The sequence below is a fragment of the Mesorhizobium sp. genome (assembly GCF_005063415.1).
Lineage (GTDB): Bacteria > Pseudomonadota > Alphaproteobacteria > Rhizobiales > Rhizobiaceae > Mesorhizobium.
The window spans coordinates 81255-107084 of record NZ_SUEG01000001.1; the positions used below are offsets into that span (position 1 = coordinate 81255).

The 25830-nt window shown below is 62.5% G+C and carries 22 protein-coding genes and 1 pseudogene; 17 read left to right on the forward strand and 6 right to left on the reverse strand.

Features of this window, described 5'->3' with window-relative positions; all coding sequences use genetic code 11:
* Positions 1-45 precede the first annotated feature (45 nt).
* Positions 46-969, forward strand: coding sequence for a translation elongation factor Ts (gene tsf, locus E5W70_RS00450; protein ID WP_292653507.1), 924 nt, complete (start codon positions 46-48; stop codon positions 967-969).
* Here tsf and E5W70_RS00455 read toward each other — a convergent pair.
* On the reverse strand, positions 959-1909 hold the full coding sequence (locus E5W70_RS00455; RefSeq protein WP_292653508.1) for a LysR family transcriptional regulator: 951 nt from the start codon (positions 1907-1909) through the stop codon (positions 959-961). The two genes, tsf and E5W70_RS00455, sit on opposite strands and share 11 nt — an antisense overlap.
* Positions 1910-2023: 114 nt before the next feature.
* Here E5W70_RS00455 and E5W70_RS00460 point away from each other — a divergent pair, with 114 nt between their 5' ends.
* From E5W70_RS00460 to lpxB, 13 genes are all read left to right on the forward strand, one after another.
* Positions 2024-2452, forward strand: coding sequence for a nuclear transport factor 2 family protein (locus E5W70_RS00460; protein WP_292653509.1), 429 nt, complete (start codon positions 2024-2026; stop codon positions 2450-2452).
* Positions 2453-2507: 55 nt separating this feature from the next.
* Positions 2508-3614, forward strand: coding sequence for an aldo/keto reductase (locus E5W70_RS00465; protein ID WP_292653510.1), 1107 nt, complete (start codon positions 2508-2510; stop codon positions 3612-3614).
* Positions 3615-3746: 132 nt separating this feature from the next.
* Positions 3747-4469: a UMP kinase gene (gene pyrH, locus E5W70_RS00470; RefSeq protein ID WP_023674934.1), complete on the forward strand. Its 723-nt coding sequence runs from the start codon at positions 3747-3749 to the stop codon at positions 4467-4469.
* Between the two features lie 97 nt (positions 4470-4566).
* Entirely contained in the window at positions 4567-5121 is a 555-nt protein-coding gene (gene frr / locus E5W70_RS00475) for a ribosome recycling factor (RefSeq protein WP_292653511.1), read from the forward strand.
* 32 nt (positions 5122-5153) lie between these two features.
* Positions 5154-5876 carry an isoprenyl transferase gene (locus E5W70_RS00480; RefSeq protein ID WP_292653512.1) on the forward strand — a complete coding sequence of 241 codons (723 nt, stop codon included), beginning with the start codon at positions 5154-5156 and terminating at the stop codon, positions 5874-5876.
* Positions 5877-5879: 3 nt separating this feature from the next.
* Positions 5880-6713 (forward strand): phosphatidate cytidylyltransferase, encoded by an 834-nt coding sequence (locus E5W70_RS00485; protein WP_292653513.1) that lies wholly within the window; start codon positions 5880-5882, stop codon positions 6711-6713.
* A gap of 104 nt (positions 6714-6817) precedes the next feature.
* Positions 6818-7960, forward strand: a complete 1143-nt coding sequence (rseP, locus tag E5W70_RS00490) for an RIP metalloprotease RseP (RefSeq protein WP_292653514.1) — start codon at positions 6818-6820, stop codon at positions 7958-7960.
* Positions 7961-8177: 217 nt separating this feature from the next.
* The gene (gene bamA / locus E5W70_RS00495; protein WP_292653515.1) at positions 8178-10532 is read left to right on the forward strand and encodes an outer membrane protein assembly factor BamA; all 2355 of its coding nucleotides are present in this window, start codon (positions 8178-8180) and stop codon (positions 10530-10532) included.
* 179 nt (positions 10533-10711) lie between these two features.
* The gene (lpxD, locus tag E5W70_RS00500; RefSeq protein WP_292653516.1) at positions 10712-11770 is read left to right on the forward strand and encodes a UDP-3-O-(3-hydroxymyristoyl)glucosamine N-acyltransferase; all 1059 of its coding nucleotides are present in this window, start codon (positions 10712-10714) and stop codon (positions 11768-11770) included.
* Positions 11763-12227 carry a 3-hydroxyacyl-ACP dehydratase FabZ gene (fabZ, locus tag E5W70_RS00505; protein ID WP_023674942.1) on the forward strand — a complete coding sequence of 155 codons (465 nt, stop codon included), beginning with the start codon at positions 11763-11765 and terminating at the stop codon, positions 12225-12227. Before lpxD ends, fabZ begins: the two co-directional genes overlap by 8 nt.
* Before the next feature lie 13 nt (positions 12228-12240).
* A complete protein-coding gene (lpxA, locus tag E5W70_RS00510; protein ID WP_292653517.1) occupies positions 12241-13074 on the forward strand; it encodes an acyl-ACP--UDP-N-acetylglucosamine O-acyltransferase in 834 nt (277 codons plus the stop codon).
* A 6-nt stretch (positions 13075-13080) separates the two neighbouring features.
* Positions 13081-13983, forward strand: coding sequence for a UDP-2,3-diacylglucosamine diphosphatase LpxI (lpxI, locus tag E5W70_RS00515; protein WP_292653518.1), 903 nt, complete (start codon positions 13081-13083; stop codon positions 13981-13983).
* A complete protein-coding gene (lpxB, locus tag E5W70_RS00520; RefSeq protein ID WP_292653519.1) occupies positions 13973-15139 on the forward strand; it encodes a lipid-A-disaccharide synthase in 1167 nt (388 codons plus the stop codon). The genes lpxI and lpxB overlap by 11 nt, the downstream gene beginning before the upstream one ends.
* A 127-nt stretch (positions 15140-15266) precedes the next feature.
* On the opposite strand, the gene gltA is transcribed toward lpxB, so the two are convergent.
* Positions 15267-16595 carry a citrate synthase gene (gene gltA, locus E5W70_RS00525; RefSeq protein WP_292653520.1) on the reverse strand — a complete coding sequence of 443 codons (1329 nt, stop codon included), beginning with the start codon at positions 16593-16595 and terminating at the stop codon, positions 15267-15269.
* 179 nt (positions 16596-16774) lie between these two features.
* The gene (gene gltX / locus E5W70_RS00530) at positions 16775-18196 is read right to left on the reverse strand and encodes a glutamate--tRNA ligase (protein WP_292653521.1); all 1422 of its coding nucleotides are present in this window, start codon (positions 18194-18196) and stop codon (positions 16775-16777) included.
* A 96-nt stretch (positions 18197-18292) separates the two neighbouring features.
* Here gltX and E5W70_RS00535 point away from each other — a divergent pair.
* Positions 18293-20757: pseudogene (locus E5W70_RS00535) on the forward strand (ComEC/Rec2 family competence protein).
* Here the strand turns inward: E5W70_RS00535 and lexA are convergent.
* Positions 20751-21485 (reverse strand): transcriptional repressor LexA, encoded by a 735-nt coding sequence (gene lexA / locus E5W70_RS00540; RefSeq protein ID WP_023674949.1) that lies wholly within the window; start codon positions 21483-21485, stop codon positions 20751-20753. The pseudogene E5W70_RS00535 and the gene lexA overlap by 7 nt on opposite strands.
* A 448-nt stretch (positions 21486-21933) precedes the next feature.
* Here lexA and kynU point away from each other — a divergent pair, with 448 nt between their 5' ends.
* Complete coding sequence (gene kynU, locus E5W70_RS00545; RefSeq protein WP_292653522.1) at positions 21934-23181, forward strand: kynureninase; 1248 nt, start codon at positions 21934-21936, stop codon at positions 23179-23181.
* Positions 23182-23278: 97 nt separating this feature from the next.
* Positions 23279-24109, forward strand: coding sequence for an alpha/beta hydrolase (locus tag E5W70_RS00550; protein WP_292653523.1), 831 nt, complete (start codon positions 23279-23281; stop codon positions 24107-24109).
* Positions 24110-24116: 7 nt separating this feature from the next.
* Here the strand turns inward: E5W70_RS00550 and glp are convergent, their stop codons facing one another.
* Entirely contained in the window at positions 24117-25322 is a 1206-nt protein-coding gene (gene glp, locus E5W70_RS00555; protein ID WP_292653524.1) for a gephyrin-like molybdotransferase Glp, read from the reverse strand.
* Positions 25322-25828: a cyclic pyranopterin monophosphate synthase MoaC gene (moaC, locus tag E5W70_RS00560; protein WP_292653525.1), complete on the reverse strand. Its 507-nt coding sequence runs from the start codon at positions 25826-25828 to the stop codon at positions 25322-25324. Before moaC ends, glp begins: the two co-directional genes overlap by 1 nt.
* Positions 25829-25830 lie beyond the last annotated feature (2 nt).

Here is a 25830-nt window from a genome sequence, read left to right on the forward strand (position 1 = left end):
TCGAAAATCGATGGTGCGTCGGTGCATTTAGACAAAGAGGCGACAATGAGCATTTCGGCTGCACAGGTCAAAGAACTCCGCGACTTGACCGGCGCGGGCATGATGGACTGCAAGGCGGCGTTGAACGAGACCAACGGCAATATGGAAGAAGCCATCGACTGGCTGCGCAAGAAGGGCATTTCCAAGGCCGACAAGAAGGCTGGCCGTACCGCTGCCGAAGGCCTGATCGGCGTCGATTCCGGCGTCCGCGAGGCAGCGATCGTCGAGGTCAATTCCGAGACGGATTTCGTTGCGCGCAATGCTGCGTTCCAGGAGATCGTCGCCAATGTCGCGAAGGTTGCGCTCGCCTATGGCGGCAAGACCGAGGCCGTTGCCGCTGCTCCCTATCCGGGCTCGGGCAAGTCGGTCACTGAGACCATCAAGGACGCTGTCGGCACCATCGGCGAGAATCTGGGCTTCCGCCGCTCGGCCAAGCTCACCGTCGAGCACGGCGCTGTCGCAACCTACGTTCACAATGCGGTCGCCGACGGCCTTGGCAAGCTCGGCGTGCTGGTGGCCATCGAGACGACAGGCAACGCGCATGCCGCGAACGCCTTCGCCCGCCAGGTTGCCATGCATGTCGCTGCCACCAATCCGATGGCCTTGACCACCGAAGAGCTCGATCCGGTCGCGGTGGAGCGCGAGAAGGCGATCTTCGCCGACCAGGCGCGCCAGTCCGGCAAGCCGGAAGCGATCATCGAGAAGATGGTCGAGGGCCGTTTGCGCAAGTTCTACGAAGAGGTCGTGCTGCTCAAGCAGGCTTTCGTGCTCAATCCCGACATCACCGTCGAGAAGGCGCTGAAGGATGCCGAAAGCGAGATCGGCGCGCCAGCCAAAATCGCTGCCTATCTGCGCTTCGCGCTCGGTGAGGGCATCGAGAAGGAAGAGACCGATTTCGCGGCGGAAGTCGCGGCAGCGGTCAAGAAGTAAACTGTCCGCTCGAAAGGCTTTTTCGGCCGGGTGTCCGCGAGGATGCCCGGCCGATTTCTTGCGCGGTGTCGATGAAGGCGCGGAGCTTCGGGGCCATCGCGGCGCGGCGCGGGAAATAGAGGAACAGTCCCGGTTCCTCGATCGATGCCTCGCCAAGGACTTCGACCAGCCGGCCTGCTTCGATGTCGGGCTTGACAAGCGGCTCGAACAGATAGGCGAGGCCGATGCCGGCAAGCGCCATGTCCCTTGCCGACAGCGGATCGCTGACGACCACGCTGCCGCGTGTCTCGACGCTGATATCCTTGCCCTGGTCTGACAGATCCCAACGATAGAGCGCACGTGATCGCAACAGCCGATAGCCGATGCAGTTGCGGGTGGAGAGATCAGCAATTGTTCGCGGCTTTCCGTGGCGGCCGACATAGGCCGGAGAGGCGACAATCGTCGTCCGGAATGGCTGAGTCAGTCGCACCGTCACCATATCCTCGGCGATCATCTCGCCCAGCCGGATGCCGGCGTCGAAACCCTCGCCGACGATATCGCTCAGACGTTCGTCGGTGACGATCTCCAGCGTCACGTCAGGGTAACGTTCCGCCATCGCCGTCAGGATGGGCATCAGCGCCAAAGGCAGCGCCAAACGCGGCGCGTTGATCCTGAGCAGTCCGCTTGCCCGGCCTTTGACCGAGCGGATGCGTTCGATCCGGTCGGCAATGTCTTCCAGCGCCGGCTCCGCCGCAGCGACAAGCGCGGTGCCAGTCTCGGTCAGCGAGACGCTGCGCGTGGTGCGGGCAAACAACGGCTGGCCGATTCGCTCCTCTACCAGCCGCACCGCATGGCTGACCGCTGACGGGCTCATGCCGAGCTCGGCGGCCGCCGACGCGAAGCCGCCACGCCGCGCGACGGCAACGATTATAGGTAGGTGGCTAAGCAGATCGCGGTCCATTCATGCATGATATCGCATAGTTCATTCGGATAATGCAATCTTATCGGTGGGAAAAGGAGGGCGCATCTTTGGCTGCATCACACGGCAAGCGCCGAGCAGCCAAGGAGACGTCCAATGACCGACCTCGATTCCGAACGAACCCGTAATCTCGAGACCGTGCGTAAATTCTTTGATCTGATGCACCGCAAGGACATTGAGGCATGGGACGACCTTTGGGCTGAAGATGGCCGTATCCTTGTCTTCTACCCGCCGGCAGGATTTGGAAACAGCATCGAGGGCAAGGCCGCGATCCTGGCGGCCTTCAGAGGCCTCTTCGGCAGTTTCGAATCCTTCGATTCGCAGTTGACAGCCATCTATCCGGCAGCGGATTCGGACTCGATCGTCGTTGAGTACAAGAACCGCGCGGTGCTGATCGGCGGCACTGAATACACCAACAGCAATATCACGATCTTCCGTTTCGAGAGCGGTCTGATCAGCGCCTACCACGATTATTTCGATCCGCGCCGGTTCCAGGTGGTGGTCGATGCGCTGGCCAAAGCCTGACTGCGTATCCCAGGCAAGACCTCAATCCCGCTTTTCAAACTTCAGGAGAAAATCCATGACCATGTCCTACTACACGCTCGGCAACAGCGGGCTCCGTGTCACTCGCCTGGCGCTCGGCACCATGACATTCGGCACGGAATGGGGCTGGGGCGCGGAGAAGGAAACCGCGCGCGCCTTGGTTGATGCCTATGTCGAAGCCGGTGGCAATTTCTTCGATACCGCCGATCTCTATACCGGTGGCACGGCCGAAACCTGGCTCGGCGAATTCATCGCCGAGCGTGGGTTGCGCGACAAGGCGGTGATCAGTACCAAATTCACCTACAACGCCGAACCGGGCAACCCGAATGCCGGCGGCAACGGCCGCAAGAACATCCTGCGGGCGGTAGACGGTTCGCTGAAGCGGCTCGGCACCGACTACATCGACCTCTACATCCTCCATACCTGGGACAGGCTGACACCACCGGAGGAGGTGATGCGGACGCTGGACGATCTGGTGCGCGCCGGAAAGATCCGGCATGTCGGTCTGTCCGACGTGCCGGCCTGGTACGCAAGCCGGGCGCAGGCGGTCGCCGAGCATCGCGGCTATGAACCGGTTTCGGCGCTTCAGCTCGAATATTCGCTGGCCGAGCGCAACATCGAGCACGAATTCGTGACGTTCGGCACGCGCTATGGCGCCGGAATCATGGTCTGGAGTCCATTGGCCAGCGGCCTGCTCAGCGGAAAATACCGTTTCGATACAATCGTCAAGAATGGTGGCCGGCTGGAGACAATGCGTGGTTCGACCAATCCCGGTTTCCAGAAATTCACCGATCGCAACTGGCAAATCGTGGCCGAACTGGAGACGGTTGCCGGCCAGCTCGGCCGCAGCATGGCCCAGGTCGCCCTGAACTGGACGGCAAACAGGCCAGGCATTGCGTCCGTCATCGTCGGCGCCACCAGGCTTAACCAGCTCAAGGACAATCTCGGCGCGCTTGATTTCGACATTCCCGAAGATCTTCGGGCACGGCTCGATGAGGTGAGCCGGCCGGTCACGCCCTTTCCGTATTCGTTCTTCGGCCCTGAAATACAAGGCGGCCTGACCGGTGGGCAGGCGGTGGGCGGTAAGCCGGCAAGTTATCTGCCGGACCTGCTCATGCAAGGCACTTTTGCCGGCGTGAGCTGACGGTTATCCCGGTCGACGATCTCAACTTTCCGGCTCGGGCGCCGCGTGACATCGCGGCGCCCTTCGTGTATCGGAACGCCCAGTGTTTCGGGGCGCACCGAAACGCGTCACACGCACGATGACGAGGACCAGATGACGGTGAAGCCCCTCTACCGACGTGTCTTGCTGAAAGCATCGGGCGAAGCGTTGATGGGCGAGCAGCATTTCGGCATCGACGTATCGGTGGTCGACCGCATCGCCGCCGACATCGCCGAGGCCCGCGCACTGGGCATCGAAGTCGGTGTCGTCATCGGCGGCGGCAACATCTTCCGTGGCGTCGCGGTTGCCTCGAAGGGCGGCGACCGCGTTACCGGCGACCATATGGGCATGCTAGCCACTGTCATCAACTCGCTGGCGCTGCGCACCTCGCTCAACAAGATCGGCGTCGACGCCGTGGTGCTGTCGGCGATCGCCATGCCCGAGCTTTGCGAAAGTTTTTCGCAGCGTCAGGCGACCGCCTACATGAACCAGGGCAAGGTCGTCATCTTCGCCGGCGGCACCGGCAATCCGTTCTTCACCACCGATTCGGCTGCAGCCCTTCGCGCCGCCGAGATCGGCGCCGATGCTCTGTTCAAGGGCACCCAGGTCGATGGTGTCTATTCGGCTGATCCCAAGAAGGACCCGCACGCGACACGTTTCGAGCGGATCAGCCATGACGAAGTCATCAAACGCGGACTTTCGATCATGGATACGGCGGCGATTGCACTTGCGCGCGAAAACAACATTCCGATAATCGTTTATTCGATCCACGAGAAGGGTGGTTTCGGCGATATCCTGAGGGGCGGCGGCCGTTGCACGGTTGTCGCAGACGATTGACCGGACCCATGAACCCGAAAGGGACCGGTTGCGGATGAGGCTCGAACAGGCCTTATCCTAAGCAGTGAACCCGGGTTAACGGGTCGAGGAGACGATGATGAGTGGCGAATACGACGATCTCAAACGGCGCATGGACGGGGCGATCGCCGCGTTCAAGCATGATCTGGCTTCGCTGCGCACCGGCCGCGCGTCGAGCAACCTGCTCGATGCCGTCCAGGTGCAGGCCTATGGCACCGCCATGCCGATCAACCAGGTGGCAACAGTGTCGGTTCCGGAACCGCGCATGATTTCGGTTTCGGTCTGGGACAAGTCGATGGTGAGCGCCGTCGACCGTGCCATCCGTGAAGCCAATCTCGGCTTCAATCCTATCGTCGACGGTACCAATCTCAGGATTCCGCTGCCCGAGCTCAACGAACAGCGCCGCAAGGAGCTGGTCAAGATCTCGCACGGTTATGCCGAGAATGCCCGCGTCGCCGCACGCCACGTTCGTCGGGACGGCATGGACTTCCTGAAAAAGGCGGAAAAGGACGGCGACATCAGTGAGGACGACCATCGCAAACGGGCCGACCAGGTTCAGAAACTGACCGACGAGACAATCAGCACCATCGACCACCTGCTTTCCGACAAGGAAGCGGAAATCATGCAGGTCTAGGGTCTGGCCACGCCTGGCCCGGAAGCGAGAATATGGCAACGCCCGCGCATGTCGCGATCATCATGGACGGAAACGGACGCTGGGCCAAGGCGCGCGGCTTGCCGCGGCTGGCCGGTCACCGCGCCGGCGTCGAGGCGCTGCGCAAGACAGTGCGGGCCGCCCCCGGCCTCGGCATCTCCTTCCTGACCGTCTACGCTTTTTCGTCGGAAAACTGGTCACGGCCGAAATCCGAAGTCAGCGACCTCATGGGCCTGCTGAAGCTTTTCATCCGACGTGACCTCGCCGAGCTGCACCAGAGTGGGGTACGGATCAGGGTCATCGGTGACAGGGCAGGGCTGCAGCCCGACATAAGGGGGCTGCTCGAGGAAGCCGAAACGCTCACTCTCAGCAACGAGGCGCTGACACTGGTCATTGCCTTCAATTACGGCGGGCGCGACGAGATCGTGCGCACCGCGCGCAAGCTTGCAGCGGCGGTGGCGCGCGGTGAGATGGAGAGCGAGGCGATCACGGCCGATTCCTTTGCCAGCTCGCTCGATACAGAGGGCATTCCGGACCCGGAACTGGTCATCCGCACCAGCGGCGAGCTTCGGCTGTCCAACTTCCTGTTGTGGCAGGCCGCCTATAGCGAACTCGTTTTCCTGCCTTGCTACTGGCCCGACTTCAGTCGCGAGCACCTGTCCGATGCACTGCGCGATTTCGCCGGCCGCGAGCGCCGCTTCGGCGGACTTGCCGCCCAAGATGCCGCCTCAGGCTGAGGAATGAGCAACCTCCAACTCCGGGTCATTTCGGCGGTCGTGCTTGCCATCGTCACGCTTGCCCTGACCTGGCTCGGCGGACTGTCCTTCCGGTTGCTTTGCGCCGCCATGGCGGCCGTGATCTTCTACGAGTGGACGCGGATGAGCCGCCCCGTTGCCCCGGCAGGTGCTAGTGCTACGGCAGGTCTCGGCTTTCTGCCGGAGGCGCTGATCGTGGTCTTTATTGGTGCCCTCGTCGCCGGCCTGCCTGCATTTTTGCTGCTGCCGCTCGTCGCGGCTCTGGTGGCTATCACTGCCGTCGCTTCTTCCATGCGCAGGGCAGGACCGTGGGAAGCATCCGGCCTTGCCTATGCGGCCGTGTCCGGCTTGTCGCTGGCCTTCTTGCGTGACGGCGACCATTCAGGGCTGCTGGCCATTCTGTTCCTGTTCGCCGTGGTTTGGGCGACCGATATCTTTGCCTATTTCGTCGGCCGCTCCGTCGGCGGCCCAAGGCTGGCGCCGTCGATCTCGCCGGGCAAGACGCGGAGCGGGGCGCTCGGTGGGGTGGTCGGCGGCGTAGTTGCCGGGCTGCTTCTGGCCGCCGTAGCCGGAACGGCCAACCTCGTCGTGCTTGGCGTGGTCGCACTGGTACTTTCGATCGTCGCGCAGGCCGGCGATCTGTTCGAATCATGGGTCAAGCGACGCCACGGCCGTAAAGATTCCGGCACGCTGATACCCGGCCATGGCGGTATCATGGATCGGGTCGATGGACTTGTCGCGGCGGCTTTCGCCCTATACGTCATCGGCTGGATTTCCGCGACCGCCGATCATCCGGCACAGGGACTGTTTCCGGTTTGAGCGGCATCGTCGGTGGGCCGGCGCGGGGCTGCGCCATGGATTCGCCTGGATTGATGTCACAGTCGCGGCGTGATCTGTGCCGTGGATGAATTTGAGGGCATGAGTTGAACGAGATTCTTCACGCGGTTTTCAGCACAGAGGGCTTTGTCCTCGGCACGCTGGTGCCTTTCCTGTTCGTGCTGACCGTGGTCGTTTTCGTCCACGAAATGGGCCACTACCTCGTCGGCCGCTGGTGCGGTATCGGCGCAAAAGCCTTTTCGATCGGTTTTGGCCCTGAAATCATCGGCTTCAACGACAGCCGCGGCACGCGCTGGAAGCTTTGCGCCATACCGCTCGGCGGCTACGTCAAGTTCGTCGGCGACATGAACGCGACGTCGAGCCAGCCCAGTTCGGAGGAGATCGAGGCGCTGAGCGACGAAGAACGCAAGGTTGCCTTCCACACGCAGCCGATCTGGAAGCGCGCGGCGACAGTGGTGGCGGGGCCGCTGTTCAACTTCCTGCTGACGATCGCCGTCTTTTCCGTGCTGTTTTCCGTCCATGGCCGGCCCGTGCTGGAGCCGATGGTGGCTGAGGTCACCGTCGGCAGTCCGGCCGCCGCGGCCGGCATCATGCCCGGCGACCGATTCGTCAGCGTCGACGGCAGCAAGGTCGAGACCTTTGCCGACGTCCAGCGTCTGGTCTCTGGCCGCGCCGGCGACAGCATCACCTTCGTCATGCTACGCGGCGGCAAGGAAATCACCGTCACGGCGACGCCGCGCTTGATGGAACAACAAGATGCACTAGGCAACAAGGTCCAGGTGGCCGTGATCGGCGTCGTCAACAACAAGGAACTCGGCCAGCCACGGCTCATTACCTATAGTCCGGCCGGGGCGGTCGGGGCAGCGGTCCAGGAAACCGGACACGTCATCCAGCGTACCGGCCAGTTCCTGCAACGTTTCGTTGTCGGTCGCGAGGACAAGTGCCAGCTGGGCGGCCCCATCAAGATCGCCAAGATGTCGGGTCAGGCGGCAAGGCTCGGCTTTGAATGGCTCGTGCAGCTTGTTGCATTCCTGTCAGTCGGGATAGGGATTCTCAACCTTTTGCCGATTCCCCCCCTCGACGGAGGGCATCTTCTGTTCTACGGCGTGGAGGCTGTCATCCGGCGGCCGGTGTCCGAACGCATGATGGAAATGGCTTACCGAAGCGGCCTCATATTGGTGCTCGGGTTCATGGGCTTTGTTTTCTGGAACGATCTGTTTGGGTGCTGAAATCATGAAGGAATTTGGCTTCGGCACGAGCAATGTTGAGACGCCGTTTACCATGCGTGGGGATATGCGTGACGCGAAAGCCACGCCGCAGGGTTAAGTAAATACAAATTAACCAGAAGCCTTGCGTGTAGGGAAAATCCGGTTAATACGGTAGGGGAAATTACCGCACGTCCGGTTTTCTCGCCGTGGGGACTTCGAGAAAAGGTACAAAAGCCCGATGAAGGCAGCATCCAAGTTTCTGAGCGCCGCGTCCGCGGTGGCTATGTCCGCCGCTCTGGTTGTACCAGGCGCGCTCGCAGTGCAGTTCGTTGCCACATCGGCCGCCGAGGCGGCTGTCGTCTCCAGAGTCGAAGTCACCGGCAATCAGCGTGTCGACGCGGACACCATCCGCAATTACGTGACGATCAAGCCCGGCAAGGCGTTTTCCAGTTCGGATATCGACGATGCGGTCAAGGCGCTGTTTGGCACCGGGCTGTTTTCGGATGTGCAGATCAACCAGGTCGGATCGACGCTGGTCATCAAGGTGTCCGAATACCAGGTCGTCAACCAGGTGCTGTTCCAGGGCAACAAGAAGCTCAAGGACAACGCGCTTGAGGCCGCGGTGCAATTGAAGCCGCGCGGCACCTTCTCGCAACAGCAGCTCGATGCCGATGTCGAGGCGGTCAAGGCCGCATACCGGCGTATCGGCCGCGACGACGCCGCCGTGACCACCCAGATCATGGATCTCGGCGACAACCGCGTAAACGTGGTCTTCAACATCAATGAAGGCGGCCGCACCCAGATCGCAGCGATCAATTTCGTCGGCAACAGCGCCTATTCGAGCCGCCGGCTGTCGGACATTATCTCCACCAAGCGCTCGTCCTTCCTTTCGTTCGTGCTGCGCGACGACGTCTATGACGAAGACAAGCTGCGCGCCGACCAGGAGCTGCTGCGCCGCTTCTATTACAATCATGGCTATGCGGACTTCCAGGTCGTCTCGGCCGTCGGCGAACTCGACGACACCACCAACAAATACACCGTCACCATCACGGTGCAGGAGGGCGAGCGTTATACATTCGGGGATGTCAGCGTCGAAAGCACGATCCCCGAGGTCGACAGCAAGTCGCTTGAATCGGTGGTCGAGACCCACAAGGGCGATGTCTACAACGCCAAAAACGTCGAGGACACGATCATTGCGCTGACCGAGAAGGTGGCTGGGTCCGGCTATGCCTTCGCCCAGGTGACGCCGCGCGGCGACCGCAACTTCGAGAACCACACGATCTCGGTCGTCTATACGGTCGACCAGGGTACCAAGGCCTATATCGAGCGCATCGAGATTCGCGGCAACGATCGGACGCGCGACTACGTCATTCGCCGCGAGTTCGACGTCAGCGAAGGCGACGCTTTCAATCAGGTCCTCATCCAGCGCGCGAAGAGGCGGCTGGAAGCGCTCGATTATTTTGAGAAAGTCGAAATCTCTACCGTTCCGGGTTCTGAGCCGGACCAGGTTGTGCTGGTGGTCGAGGTGGTCGAGAAATCGACCGGTGAGTTCACGGTCGGCGCCGGTTATTCGAGCGGCGGTGAAACGTCAGGTCCGTCCGTCGAAGGCTCCATCAGTGAGCGCAACTTCCTCGGTCGCGGCCAATTCATCAAGGTGGCGGCGGGCGGTGGCAAAAACTCGCGCGACTACAGCTTCTCTTTCACCGAACCCTATTTCCTCGGACGCCGCATCGCGGCTGGCTTCGACATCTACAAGCAGAGCCGAAACTACGACCATTACGACAGCGACACGACAGGCGCGACCGTTCGCTTCGGCCTGCCGATCACCGACAATATCTCGACGCAACTCGCTTATAATATTGCGCAAGAGAAGTACGAGTTCGACGAGGGCTGCGACCCAGCGGCCGGTTGCGACGTGTCCCAGGCGATCCAAAACGGCGTTAACGAGAGCCCATGGCTCAAGTCTTCGGTCAGTCTCGGCCTGATCTACAATACGATCGACGACATGAAGAACCCGCATGACGGCATTTATGCCAATGTCGGCACGGAAGTGGCCGGCCTCGGCGGCGACGCCAAGTTCATCAAGGTTACGGCGCGCGGCAGCATTTATCAGACCCTGTCCGAACAATTGGATCTGGTGGGCCTCATTTCGGGCGGCGCCGGTCATGTCCAAGGGTATGGCAACGGCGATCTGCGCGTCTTCGACCATTTCCAGAGCAGCGACCGTATGATCCGCGGTTTCGAATATGGCGGCATCGGCCCGGTTGCTTCGGATAACAGCAATGACCATCTCGGCGGCACCACCTACTTCAATGCCTCGGCGGAAGCGCAGTTCCCGCTGCCGGTCATCCCCGAAAGCTTCGGTTTGCGTGGCGCTGTGTTCGCCGATGCGGCAACGCTCTACGGCAGCAAAATCGCAAGTGGCCTTGTCAATTCTTCGACAACCGGCATGGAATGGCGCGCTTCCGTCGGTGTCGGTTTGATGTGGGCATCGCCTTTTGGCCCGATCCGCATCGACTATGCGATCCCGGTCAAGAAGGAAAAGACCGACGACGTGCAGGAATTCAACTTCGGCATATCGACCCGCTTCTGATGCGTGGGTAACGATGCTTCCGGCTCGTTTGGATCCGGATGGCAGTGATCCGAAACTACAGCGCAGCGTGTCCTAGCGGACGCGCAAAGGACGTTGTAGCACTTTGATTTGCGCATGATCCTTTCCGAGGATCGATTTCCGATTTCGGGGTCATGCGCTAGCTGGATATTGCTTCTGGAATGACCGATCCGGTGTTCTTCGCGCCCTCACGCCGGTATACGGCCGGCGAAGTCGCGAATCTGACCGGCTCGACACTTGTCGATTCCGGCCTCTCCGATGTATCGATCGAGGCTCTGGCGCCCGCCAACGAAGGCGGCGAGAACGCGCTTGTCTTCGTCGATGGCAGGCGCAATTTCGCCCTGATGCAGGCATTGCGGGCGGCAGCGGTTCTCTGCCCGGCCGAATTTGCCGGCAAGGCGCCGGCGGGCATCGCGGTTCTGGTGCATCCGCGCCCGCAGCAGGCTTTCGCAATGGTCGGGCGCCTGCTTTTTCCGGCGGCTGCAACGCCTGGACCGATGACCGGCGAAACCGGTATCTCGCCGCACGCCCATATCGATGCGACCGCCCATGTCGAGGCCGGTGCGATCATCGAAGCGGGTGCGGTCATCGGACCGCGCGCTGCCATCGGCAGCGGGACCGTCATTGCCCCGCATGCGGTCATCGGTCCGTCCTCTCAGATCGGCCGCGACGGCTATGTCGGTCCAGGTGCCAGCGTGCAATATGCGTTGATCGGCAATCGCGTCATCATCCATGGCGGTGCCAGGATCGGCCAGGATGGCTTCGGTTTCGTAGCCGGCGCCAAGGGTCCGGAGCGGGTTCCGCAGATCGGCCGCGTCATCATCCAGGACGACGTCGAGATCGGGTCGAATACGACCGTCGATCGCGGCGCCATGTCCGACACAATCATCGGCCAGGGTACCAAGATCGACAATCTGGTACAGATCGCCCACAATGTTCGCATCGGCCGCAATTGCATAATAGCCGGGCTTTCGGGTATTTCCGGTTCCGTGACGGTAGGCGACAACGTCACCATGGGTGGCGGCGTCGGCCTTGCGGATCATTTGACCATCGGGTCCGGGGCCAAGCTTGCGGCAAGAAGCGGGTTTATGAGCAATGTGCCTGCCGGTGAGATTTGGGGAGGATATCCGGCGCAGCCGATGGCGGAAGCCATGCGCGAGATAGCGGCCTTGCGCAGACTTGCACGGACGCGCAAACAGGGTGAGGGGGGAAATGGCTGACATCGCAGCGGCGACGCTCGAAGCGGTTGACATAATGCGGCTGATGAAGCTCCTGCCGCACCGCTATCCGTTCCTGATGATCGACCGTATCGTCGACATAGATGGCGACGAATCCGCCATCGGCATCAAGAACGTCACCATAAACGAGCCGCATTTCCAGGGTCATTTCCCCGACCAGCCGGTCATGCCCGGCGTGCTGATCATCGAGGCGATGGCGCAGACGGCCGGCGCCATCTGCATCCGCAGCCTCGGTACGGAAAAGCCGTCGCTGGTTTATTTCCTGACCATCGACAATGCCAAGTTCCGCAAGCCGGTCGTTCCAGGCGACCAGTTGAAAATTCATGTGAAGAAAATCAAGAAACGCGGCAATCTTCTCAAATTCGCTTGCGAGGCCCTCGTCGATGGCGCCAAGGCGGCGGAAGCCGAGATCTCGGCGATGATGGTCGCAAGCGGCTGACAAACGAATGCTAATGAAAATCCAGACAGTCATCCATCCATCGTCGGTCATCGAGGCAGGCGCCCAAATCGGCGAAGGCGCCCGCATCGGGCCCTTCTGTAACGTCGGTTCCGACGCCGTGATCGGCGACCGTGTCGAACTGGTCAGCCATGTCTCGGTGATTGGCGCGACCACCATCGGGGCATCGACCAAGGTCTATCCGATGGCGATACTGGGCGCGCCGCCGCAGAACACCAAGCACAAGGGCGGCCGTACCACGCTGGTGATCGGCGAGAACTGCACGATCCGCGAAGGCGTCACCATGCATGTCGGCACCGATTCCAGCCGCGGCGAGACGACGATCGGCGACAACGGGAATTTTCTTGCCTATGCCCACATTGCCCATGACTGCGTGGTCGGCAAGAACGCCACCTTCGCCAATCAAGCGACGTTAGGCGGGCATTGCGAAGTCGGTGACAATGTCTACATCGGCGGCCTTACCGCGGTTCATCAGTTTGTACGCATCGGCGATAACGCCTTTCTCGGCGGCTGCTCGGCGATCGTCGGCGACGTCATTCCCTACGCCATCGCCGTTGGCAACCGTGCCAGCCTTCGCGGCCTCAACATCATTGGCCTGAAGCGCGCCGGCTTGCCGCGTTCGGAGATCCACTTGCTGCGCAAAGCCTATAAGACGATCTTCGATCGCTCCCGGACCGTCGGCGAAAACATCGAATTCGCCAAGGCGGAGTTCGCCTCGTCGCGGACTGCCATGAAGATCGTCGATTTCATCGCCGGTCGCGGCAAGCGGCACTATGCCGTGCCGTCGCTCAAGGGTGGCGACGGCGACGATACCGATGATGAAGACTGAGGGCAGATGACGAAGATTGAGGCTGCCGGAAAGGGCCTTGATCTCGCGCCAGATGCCAAGGTCGGCATCATCGCCGGCGGCGGCAGTCTCCCGGTCGAAATTGCCCGAGCGCTCGCCCGGCAAGGCAAATCGCCCTTCGTCGTGATGGCGGCCGGCGAGGTCGATCGCATAGCCGATTTCGAGCCCTATGAGCAGGCAACCTTGAGGCTGGAAGACGTCGGCTCGCTGCTGCCGATGCTCAAGCGGCATCACGTTACGCATCTGGTGACCGCGGGTCATATCACGCGCCGCCCCAGGCTGAGCGCCATGCGCCTCAATCTCGGCCTACTCGCCTGGCTACCCAGCCTCTTCGTCGGTGTAACCCGGGGGGACGATACGGTGCTGAAACTGTTCGTGCGCAGGATCGAGCGCAGCGGCATCAAGGTCGTCGGCGCTCACGAGATCGTGCCGGAGCTGGTCGCCGCTGAAGGCCTGCTGACCAAGGCGGCGCCACGCAAATCCGACTGGCGCGACATCGAGGCGGCGCACGCTGCAGCAAAGGCAATCGGCGCGCTGGATATCGGCCAAGCGGCTGTTGCGGTCGGCGGCCGCGCTATTGCGTTGGAAGGCGTCGAAGGCACCGACGGGCTGCTCGAGCGGACAAAACAATTACGAGGGCACGGCAGGCTGGCTGGCAGGAGCCGTGGTGTTTTGGTCAAATGTGCCAAGCCCGGTCAGGAACTGCGTGCCGATCTGCCCTCCATAGGTCCTCTGACGGTCGAGGCGGCGCATGCCGCCGGACTGGCCGGCATTGCGGTCGAAGCCGGCCGCTCGCTGGTGCTCGAAGGTCCCGCCACCATCGGGCGTGCCAATGCGCTCGGCCTGTTCGTGATCGGGCTGCCTGCTGCGGAGCCGGCGCATGGCGAATGAGCGGTCGTTGAAGATAGCCGTCGTCGCCGGCGAGGAGTCCGGCGACCTGCTTGGCGCCGACCTTGTGCAGGCGCTCAAGCGCATGACCGGGCGCGAAGTCCGGCTTGTCGGCATCGGCGGCCGCCATTTGCAGGCGCTCGGCCTGGCGCCATTGTTCGACGGCAGCGAGATCGCACTAATGGGGCTTAGCGCCATCCTGCGCGACTTGCCGCGCCTGATGCGGCGGATCGGCCAGACGGCAAACGCGATTGCCGGTGAAAAGCCCGATTGCCTTATTACCATCGACAGTCCGGATTTCTCGCTGCGCGTCGCCAAGAAGGTGCGTGCTGCCGACCCGACGATCCCGATCGTCCATTATGTCTGCCCGAGCGTTTGGGCTTGGCGGCCGGGCAGGGCGCCGGCGATGATGCCATATGTCGATCACATCCTTTGCATCCTGCCGTTCGAGGTGAAGGAACTCGCTCGCCTGGGCGGGCCGCCCGGCACCTATGTCGGGCATCGCCTTGCACATGATCCGGGCATAATCAGTGCCGCCGGGGCGCAGGCGCAGCCGCGTGACCTGTCTGCAGATCACGTTAAAACGTTGCTTGTATTGCCCGGTTCGCGTCGTGGTGAGGTGCGGCGCCTGGTTGGACCGTTCGGCGAAACGGTGTCGATCCTGCGGGCGCGCGGGCACCGCTTGCGCCTGCTGTTGCCGACGGTGCCGCACGTCGCCGACCTGGTCAGGTCCTCGGTCGCGAGCTGGGACGAGAAGCCGGAGATCATCCTCGATGCCGAACGCAAATGGCAGGCCTTCGGCAAGGCCGATGCGGCGCTGATCGCGTCGGGGACTGTATCGCTGGAACTTGCATTGGCAGGTGTGCCGATGATCTCCTGCTACCGGCTCGATCCGGTCATGCGCATGGCGCAGCCGCTGATCAAAGTATGGAGCGCAGCCTTGCCCAATCTCATCGCCGACCGGCCGGTTGTGCCGGAACACTACAATCAATATGTGCGGCCGCATTATCTAGCGCGGCAACTGGAGGCGCTGTTCTTCGACACCGCCTACCGCGCTTGGCAGAAGGACGGTTTTGCCGACATTGCCGGGCATATGGCAACCGCCAAGCCGTCAGGCGAGATTGCCGCGGGGGTGGTGATGGGGATGGTGAGGAAGTGAGTGAATAGTGAATAGTAGTTTCTATAGACAGGGAGCGACGCTTTGCTACTCCCATTCACCATTCACCATTCACCATTCACCATTCACCATTCACCATTCACCATTCACTATTCACCATTCACGATCTTCACCGCTTCGCGATCGGCACATAATCCCGTTCCGGCGCGCCGGTATAAAGCTGGCGCGGGCGACCGATCTTCTGGTGCGGGTCCTCGATCATCTCCTTCCACTGCGCGATCCAGCCGACGGTGCGGGCGACCGCGAACAGCACGGTGAACATGGTGGTGGGGAAGCCCAGCGCCTTTAGCGTGATTCCGGAATAGAAATCGACGTTCGGATAGAGCTTCTTCTCAATGAAATAGGAATCGGTCAGCGCGATCTTTTCCAGCTCCATGGCGATGTCGAGCAGCGGATCGTCCTTGATGCCGAGCTCGCCCAGGACCTCGTGCGCGGTCTTCTGCATGATCTTGGCGCGCGGATCGTAGTTCTTGTAAACGCGGTGGCCAAAGCCCATCAATCGGAACGGATCGTTCTTATCCTTGGCGCGCGCAATGAATTCCGGGATGTGATCGACATGGCCGATCTCGCCCAGCATGTTCAGGGCTGCCTCATTGGCGCCGCCATGTGCGGGACCCCATAGGCAGGCGATACCGGCAGCGATACAGGCAAAGGGATTGGCGCCCGACGAGCCGGCCAGGCGGACGGTCGAAGTCGAGGCGTTCTGTTCGTGATCGGCGTGCAAGATGAAGATCCGCTCCATCGCGCGCGCCAGCACCGGATTGATCTTGTATTCCTCGCAAGGCACGGCGAAGCACATATGAAGGAAGTTGGCTGCGAAATTCAGCTCATTCTTCGGATAAATGAACGGCTGGCCGATGTGGTATTTGTACGCCATCGCCGCGATCGTCGGCATCTTGGCGATCAGCCGCATCGAGGCGACCATGCGCTGATAAGGGTCCGAGATGTCGGTGGAATCGTGATAGAAGGCCGACAGCGCGCCGACCACGCCGCACATCACCGCCATCGGATGCGCATCGCGCCGGAAGCCGGTGAAAAAGCGCGACATCTGCTCATGCACCATGGTGTGGCGCGTCACCCGGTAGTCGAAATCGTCCTTCTGCGCCTTGGTCGGTAGTTCACCATAGAGCAAGAGATAGCAGACTTCGAGGAAGTCGCCGTGCTCGGCCAATTGGTCGATCGGGTAGCCGCGGTGCAAGAGAATGCCGGCATCGCCATCGATGAAGGTGATTTCCGACTCGCAGCTCGCCGTCGACGTAAAGCCGGGATCGTAGGTAAAGACGCCGGTGGTGTTGTAGAGCGAACCGATGTCGATGACGTCAGGTCCTACCGAGCCACTTCGTATCTTGAATTCATGGGTTTTGCCGCCGAGTTCCAGCTTTGCCGTCGATGCCTGGGTTTTGCCGCCAAATTCCATTTTTGTCGCAGGTTCGGTCATAGCAAACTCCTTTTTGTTTCCTCAGGCCGGCAAAGGCAAAATATCTGAACCCAACACGTCAAAAGCATCGGAATACGCACATTTGCGCCCGCAATTGAATCTGCGCGCCAGATTAGGCCAAGACCCAATGTTGCACTGCGAAACACACCTTTCAATGCCAATCTTCTTGGGCCAGTTTGCTAATCAATTTGATCAGCGATCCGCGCCAGGCTTTCCTCGCGGCCCAGCACGGCAAGCACATCAAAGACACCTGGCGAGGTACTTTTGCCGGTGAGCGCGGCGCGCAAAGGTTGGGCCACGGCGCCGAGTTTATGGTCGCCGGCCTGCGCATAGTCGCGGATCGCGGCTTCCGCTGAGGCGGCAGACCAGTCCGAAGCCGTGGCTAGTGCCGCATGAGCGCCCCGCAGGATCGCGCGCGCCTCACCGCTGAGCAGCGCCGCCGCCTTCTCGTCGACCGGCAGCGGCCGCTCCACGAACAGGAATGCAGCCCCTTCAACAAGTTCGACCAGCGTCTTAGCTCGCTCCTTCAGGCCCGGCAAAGCGGCAAGCAGTTGCGCCTTGCGTCTGTCGTCGAGGCGCGCGGCGATTGCCGGGCCGCCTTCTAGATAGGGCAGAGTGGCGATGAAGATGTCGAGCAGCGCCGCCTCGTTCATGCGGCGCATGTGCACGCCGTTGAGCGCTTCGAGCTTGGCGAGGTCGAAACGGGCGGCGCCCTTGTTGACGTCGCCAATGTCGAACCATGCGATCATGTCGGCGATCGACATGATCTCATCGTCGCCGTGGCTCCAGCCAAGCCTCGCCAGATAGTTGAGCAGCGCCTCCGGCAGGTAACCCATGGCGCGATAGGCCTCGACGCCAAGCGCACCGTGCCGCTTCGATAGCTTGGCTCCATCGGCACCGTGGATCAGCGGGATATGCGACATCGATGGCACCTCCCAGCCCATGGCACGGTAGATTACGGTCTGGCGTGCGGCGTTGGTCAAATGATCGTCGCCGCGGATGATGTGGGTGACGCCCATGTCGTGATCGTCGACGACGACGGCATGCATGTAGGTTGGATTGCCGTCCGAGCGCAGAATAATGAAATCGTCGAGATCCTTGTTGGGAAAGCGCACGTCGCCCTGGACGCGGTCATGCACCACCGTCTCGCCGTCTGTCGGCGCCTTGATGCGGATCGCCCCCTTGGCGCCGGCCGGCGCCTCCGAGGGGTCGCGGTCGCGCCATCGTCCGTCATAGCGAGGAGGCAGCCCCTTGGCCCGTGCGCTCTCGCGCATTGCTTCCAGCTCGGCAGGCGTCGCATAACAATAATAGGCCTTGCCCATGCGAACGAGCTCCTCGGCCACCTCGCGATGGCGCGGCGCACGCTCGAACTGCGACACCGGCTCGCCGTCCCATGCCAGGCCAAGCCAGGAAAGCCCGTCGAGAATGGCCGCGGTTGCCGCATCGGTGGAGCGCTCGCGGTCGGTGTCCTCGATGCGCAGCAGCATCGTGCCGCCTGTGTGCTTGGCATACAGCCAGTTGAACAGCGCCGTGCGCGCGCCGCCAATGTGCAGATAGCCGGTGGGCGAGGGGGCAAAACGGGTGACGACCTTATCGGGCATGGAACTCTCAGGCGGGCGAAGGAAGTGGGTTTGAGGACTTTCGCGCGTTGCGCGTTCATGTAGCATAGGAGGTCGAGGGCGCAAGGGGCAGACCCGATGGCTGTGCGAGGCCGTGGTGCGGGCGAGGGCGAGGACGCTGGTAGCGGCGTCAGCGAACGCTTGCTGTTTGCCGCTCCCCTGCCTGTCCTGCCGACACCGGCATTGCTGCCCGCTCCGCGCTTCGATGCTCCGTCGCTGCCGGCCAGCGACCCAGCAACGTTTTCCGTGCCCGCGGGCGAGCCCATCGTGCGCCTACGCCGTCGTTTCCGCCTTCCGTCACCGTCCCGTATCCGCAACAGCGTAACCTCGGCGGCCGGCCTGGAACTCGACCGCGGCGTCGCCTTCCTGCTGGTGCCGGTGTTCCTCGCATGCGGGGTGGTCGTGTATTTCGCGATGGCGGCTGAGCCGGCCTTCCCACAGTCGATAGCTATCGTCGCCTTGGCAGCCCTTTGTGCCGTCGTCTCGCGGTCATGGCCCAGGACGCGCCTGTGCTTCATGGTGGCGTTGCTCTGCGCGCTTGGCGTGCTTGCCGCCAAGTTCGAGACCTGGCGTGTCGGGACGCATATGCTCGGTTCCGAAATCTCGACGCGGCTGACGGGTCGCGTCGTATCGTACGAGCCCATGGCGAGCGGCCGCATCAGGCTGACAATCGATGTGATCTCAACCGCCAGGCCGACACTGCGCTACATGCCGGAACGGGTCCGCGTTTCGGCGATGAAAATACCGGCTGAGCTGACCGCCGGTTCCGAGATCGCCGGCTATGTGCGGCTGCTGCCGCCGACCGGGCCGGTGCGGCCCGACAGCTATGATTTCTCCTTCGACAGCTATTTCGCCGGTATCGGCGGCAGCGGCTTTTTTCTCGGCAATCCGAAACTCGTGTCGTCGGGCAGCATGCCGCTTGCCGCGCGGCTTTCTTCCGCGATCGAAGACGCGCGCGAATCCATCGCCGACCATATCCGCAGCCGCATCGGCGGCGCCGAGGGCGAGATTGCCGCTGCGCTGATCGTCGGCGTGCGCGCCGGCATTCCCGAGGAGATCAACGAAGCGATGCGGCGTACAGGCATCTACCACATCATCTCCATCTCGGGGCTGCATATGGCGTTGGTCGCCGGCACCATCATGGCGCTGTTACGCGGCGCCTTTGCGCTGTTTCCCGATTTCTCATCGCGACGGCCGGTCAAGAAATATGCCGCGACCGCCGCGCTTTTTTCGATTGCGGCCTACCTCGTCTTTTCCGGCATTGTGGTAGCGGCCGAACGCAGCTTCATCATGCTGGCGGTGATGCTTATCGCCGTGCTGTTCGACCGGGCCGCGCTCACCATGCGCAACCTGGCGATCTCGGCCATCGCGGTCATTCTGGTGTCGCCGCACGAGGTGGTCGGTCCGAGCTTCCAGATGTCCTTCGCCGCGACGGCGGCCCTTGTCGGCGCCTATGCCGGCTGGTCCGACTACCGCGCCGGCAGGGCCACCACGCCGCCGCCGCGGCGGTCGCCGCTACGCTTCGCCACTCGAAAGGTCCTGCTGGGCATGGGCGGCCTGGCGATGACCTCGATCATTGCAGGGAGCGCCACGGCGCTTTTCGCCATGTGGCATTTCCAGCGCGTGGCGCCGCTCAGCCTATTCGCCAATCTGGCCATCATGCCTATCGTCTCACTGGTCGTCATGCCCTTCGCCGTCCTCAGTGCGCTGGCGATGCCGTTCGGCGCGGATGGGCCTTTCCTCTACGTGATGGGCAAGGGGCTGACGGCGATGATCGCCCTGTCCGGGTGGATCTCCGAGCGCTCGCCGATCGATGCGGTCGGGCTGATTTCGCTGAGATCTGTCCTTTTGGTGACGATCGCCCTCGTCATTGCCAGCATGGCGACGACCTGGTTGCGGCTGGCGGCACTTCCTTTTGCGCTCGCCGGCTTGCTGACGACAACGCAGACGCGCGTACCCGATGTATTGATCTCGGAGGACGCACGGCTGGTCGCGCTGCCGATCGGCAGCGGTGAACTCGCGGTCAACCGGGCACGCCCGAATGAGTTCACCATCGACAACTGGAAACGCGCGCTCACATCAGAGGCTATGTCGCGCCGGAAACACCTGGAAAGAACGATCCGCAATTCGACATTGCCGATCCGGCCGACCTACCGCCGGGCATGCCGTTCATTTGCACGGACGGCCTCTGCCTTGCCAGGCATCCATCCGGCGCGATCATCGCGCAAGCCAAGGACCGCGATACTGCACGGCCAGCCTGCGCCTTTGCCAGCTTGATCGTCATCGACGACGCCACCGCCCATAATCCCTGCTACTACGACCGGCTGGTCCTCGTCGTCACCAAACGGCAACTGGCGCGCGCGGGAAGTGCGGCCGTCTATTTCGATCCACAAGCGGCAACACGCGCCGAAATCCGTTTCGCCGTCGAAAAATCATACCGGCCCTGGCACGTGCAGCGGAAATTTTCACGCGCGGCGCGGGGCCTGCCGCCATACCGCAGGGCCGACAAACCCAAAGCCGGCGCCAAGGGCGGAGCTCAGTAGCGGCGGATCAGTCCGACGAGCTTGCCTTGCACCTTGACCCTGTCTGGTCCGAAGATGCGCGTCTCGTAGGCCGGATTGGCGGCTTCCAGGGCGATCGAAGCGCCCTTGCGGCGGAACCGCTTCAGCGTCGCTTCTTCCTCGTCGACCAGTGCCACCACGATCTCACCGGGGCTCGCCGTATCGGCATTGCGGATGATCACCGTGTCGCCGTCGAAAATGCCAGCCTCGATCATCGAATCGCCTTTGACCTCGAGCGCATAATGCTCGCCGCCCATGATCATATCCGGCGGCACCGAAATCGAATGCGTCTGGTGCTGGATGGCGTCGATCGGCACACCAGCGGCGATGCGGCCCATCACCGGAATCGAAACGGCGGCGACGACATCGTCGTCATTGCCGGCTGCAGGGACGCGCGATGATGTCGGCTTGCCCTGCCGAGGGGCGCCTTGCCCAAGACTGCCCTGGATGACACTCGGCGAGAACTTGCGTGCCGCATTGAGGCCGGGGGCGATCGAGTCAGGCAGGCGCAGCACCTCCAGCGCACGGGCCCGGTTGGGCAAACGGCGAATGAAGCCGCGCTCCTCCAGCGCTGTAATCAGCCGGTGGATTCCGGATTTGGAAGCCAGGTCGAGCGCTTCCTTCATCTCGTCGAAGGAAGGCGGGATACCGCTTTCCTTCAACCTTTCGTGGATGAACATAAGCAGTTCGTGTTGTTTGCGTGTCAGCATAGCGACCCCCAACAGAATCAGAAAAACAAACCCAGAACAAACACTATCTGTTCCAGTTGTGTTCCGCAACTGTTTAAAGTTTAATGAATGCGTTAAGGCTCGGGAAACAAACCACGCCCTTACCGGAATGCCGCATTTTCACCCGCCGCGAGCCTCATCGCCTTGATTCTGCTGTCGTTTGCGCCCTTCTGGCTTCCTAGAATGCGCCACTGGCATCCGCCGTCGGTCGGCAAAGGGCACGGAAGTGAATCCGTATCGACTGTGTGGTTCGGTCAATGCACCGTGAACGAAACGAACTCAAAACGCCAACCTCGGGTTAACTCCTGGTTTCCACCGCCTGGTCAGGCTGCTTCTCGCTGGTGGAGCCTTGCTGCGCGCTACCCGGTAATGGAAGAACAGTCGATGCGTGTCCGGCGTTGCGTCGAATCTTTGGGGGAGCAGGCAAATCATGACAGGAATTCCCGATCTCGCGGCCATAAAGGCGATGGATGCCGCAGATCCGCTGCGCGCGATGCGTGACCGCTTTGTGTTGCCGCAAGGAGTGATCTATCTCGACGGCAATTCGCTAGGGGCTGCTTCGCGTGCCGCTTTCGATGAATTGCGCAAGGCCGCGACCGAAGAATGGTCGCATGATCTCATCCGCGCATGGAACACGGCCGGCTGGTTCAACATGCCGCTTGAACTTGGCGACCAGCTCGGGCGCCTGATCGGTGCCGCGACCGGCCAGACGGTGGTCTGCGACACGACGTCGGTCAACATCTACAAGCTGCTGCACGCCGCCATGGCCATGCGGCCGCAGCGGCGGGTCATCGTCGCCGAGGGCGATAGTTTTCCGACAGACCTTTACATGGCTGAAGGTGTGGTTTCGACGCGAAAAGATACGCTGCTGCGCCTCTCGGGGGTCGACGCGCCGACCATCGAAGAGCTGATCGACGAACGCACTGCCGTGGTGCTGGTCAACCACGTCAACTACAAGTCGGGCGAACTGCGCGACATGCCGGGGCTGACGCGCAGGGCCCAGGAGGCCGGGGCGATGATCGTCTGGGATCTCTGCCACACCGCCGGTGCGATGCCAGTCGAGCTCGACAAGGCAAACGCCGATTTTGCCGTTGGCTGCACCTACAAATATCTGAATGGCGGACCGGGCGCACCTGCCTTCATCTATGCGGCTGAGCGGCATCTTGCCGACATCCAGCAGCCGCTCACCGGCTGGTGGGGCCATGCACGGCCCTTCGCCTTCGAGCCAGGCTATGCGGCCGGCACCGGCATCCGCCGGTTTCTGTGCGGCACCCAGCCGGTCCTGTCGATGCGGACGCTGAAGGGCGCGCTCGACATCTGGAACGATGTCGACATGACGGCGGTGCGCAAGAAGAGCATCGCGCTGGCCGATCTGTTCATCGAGCTTGTCGAGACAAGGTGCGGCACTTACGGGCTCACGCTCGAAAGCACGCGCGATGGGGAAAAACGCGGCAGCCAGATTTCATTCATGCACGAGCATGGCTACCAGATCATGCGCGCGCTGATCGAACGTGGCGTGATCGGCGATTTTCGCGCGCCATCGACCATGCGCTTCGGCTTCACCCCGCTCTATGTCGGCTATGCCGATGTCTGGCAGGCCGTCGAAGTGCTTGAGGACATCCTGCGCACCGGGGCGTGGAAGGATGCGCGCTTCGCCATCAAGGCGGCTGTCACTTGAGATTGATGCGAGAGCTGGAATCGTGAGGCTGGCGACGACGTGCCGCGCGATGCTTACGGCTACGTTGCAAGGCCATATTGCCAGGGGAGGGCGCAGGGTGTTCGAACGTCACATTGCCGATTGGGACAACGCCTATGCCAACGGCGCCAACATAGCCGGGAGCGATCGCTGGCCGGCGGCCTGGATCGAGCCCGCGCGGGTTTTCCGCAACGTGCTTTCGACGCAAGGCAGGGCGCAGCTCGACATGGCCTATGGCGATAACCCACGCAACCGGCTCGATCTTTTCCTGCCGGCCATCAAGCCCAAGGGACTCGTGGTGTTCGTCCATGGCGGCTACTGGATGGCTTTCGACAAGAGTTTCTGGTCGCATCTTGCCGCTGGCGCTGTTGATCGTGGCTATGCGGTTGCTATGCCGTCCTACACGCTCTGTCCGCAGATACGCATTGGCGGCATCGTCAAGGAAGTCGGCGCGGCGATCGGCAAGGCGGCGGCGATGGTCGCAGGGCCGCTGATGCTGACCGGACACTCGGCCGGCGGCCATCTTGTTAGCAGGATGGTTACGGCGACGACGCCGCTGGCGCCCGAAGTGGTCCGGCGCGTTCGTCATGTGGTGTCGATCTCAGGGGTGCACGATTTGCGCCCGATCATGCGCACCGGCATGAACGAGACGCTGGCAATCGATGAGGCCGAGGCGCAGGCCGAAAGCCCGGTGCTGCTGCGCCCTACGGACAAGACCCGCCTGACCTGCTGGGCCGGCGGCGGCGAGCGCGCCGAATTCCTGCGCCAGAGCGCGTTGCTGGCCAACATCTGGATCGGCCTGGGTGCCGCGACCAGCTCGGTGGTCGAGCCTGACCGGCATCATTTCAACATCATCGACGGTTTGGCCGATCCGGACCATCCGCTGACCCGGACCTTGATCTCGGAGTAAGGCAGGTTCAGCGTAGCATCAGCACGTCGCAGGGAGAGCCCGCCGCCGCGGCAGGCGCGAACGGCGCGCGAACGATCAGCCCGTTGGCGTCGGCCAGCATTTTCAGCATCGAGGAGTCCTGGATGCCGAACGGCGTCGCCACGAGCGTACCGGCGTCATCGCTGACAATAGCCCGCACATAATCCTGCCTGAGATCATTGGCCGGCATGGCAGCACCGAGCCGTGCCTGACGTATATCCTGCTGAAAGGCGCGGCCGCCGAGCCGCGCCAGCAGCGGCTTCAGGAAGAGCTGAGTGCAGACCAGACTCGCCACCGGATTGCCGGGCAGGCCGATGCAGCGAATGTCGCCTAGCCGCCCGAACATCAGCGGCTTGCCCGGCCGCATGGCGATCTTCCAGAAATCGAGCGTCATGCCTTGCCCGGTCAGCACGTCATGGACGAAGTCGTGGTCACCGACCGAGGCACCGCCCAGCGTGACGATGACATTCGCGCCAACCTTCACGGCCTTTTCCACCAGCGCAGCGATCGCCTCCCTGCGGTCCGGCGCGATGCCAAGGTCGAGCGCGCGCGCACCGACCGACTGTGCGGCAGCGGCGACACCATAGGCGTTGGAGGAGATGATCTGGTCGGGGCCAAGCTCGCTGCCCGGCGGCAGCAATTCGTCGCCGGTGGCGATAATGGCGACCACCGGCCGCTTGACCACGCCGACCTCGGGGTGGTTGGCCGATGCAGCCAGCGACAAGGCCGCCGGATCGAGCAGGCGGCCGTTGGGCAGCAGGACATCGCCCTTGGCGAAATCGAGCCCGAGGCGGCGGATGTTGCGCCCCTGCACCGTCGGCTCCGTCACTTCGACGCTGCCGCCGCCGAGATCGCGGACGTTCTCCTGGATGACAACGGTGTCGGCGCCTTCGGGAAGCGGCGCGCCGGTGAAGATGCGCACGGCCTGCCCCTGCTGCACCGATCCGGTAAAGCCGCGTCCCGCCGGCGCCATGCCGATCACCGAAAACCTTGCCGGTACGGACGCGATATCGGCCGCCCGCACGGCATAGCCGTCCATGGCGGAGGCGTTGAACGGCGGCTGGGTGCGGAGCGCCACAACCGGCTCCGCCAGCACGCGGTCGGCGGCATCCAGCAGTGCGACGCGTTCGCCCGGCAGCGCTGCTGCGCCGTCCAGCAGACGCTCGAGCGCCTCGGCAACCGGGACCAGCGCCATTATCGGCCCGCCTCGGTGGCCCCGTCTCCGGTGATCTTGTAGTTGCCGGATTTGCCGCCGGTCTTTTCAACCAGCCTGATGCCGGAGATGACCATGGCGCGGTCGACCGCCTTGGCCATGTCGTAGATGGTCAGGCAAGCGACCGAGACGGCGCTCAGAGCCTCCATCTCAACGCCGGTCTTGCCGGTGACGCGGGTCAATGCCGTCACTTTCAGGCCGGGCAGCGCGGCGTCCGGCTCGATATTGACAGATATCTTGGTCAGCAGCAGCGGATGGCAGAGCGGGATCAGTTCATGCGTCTTCTTGGCCGCCATGATGCCGGCAATGCGCGCGGTGCCTAGAACGTCGCCCTTCTTGGCATCGCCGGCAAGGATCATGTCCAGCGTCTCGGGCCGCATCGCGACAAAACCTTCCGCAACTGCCGTGCGCACCGTCTCAGCCTTGTCGCCGACATCGACCATATTGGCTTCGCCCTGCGCGCCAAGATGGGTGAGGGCGGCCGCCATCG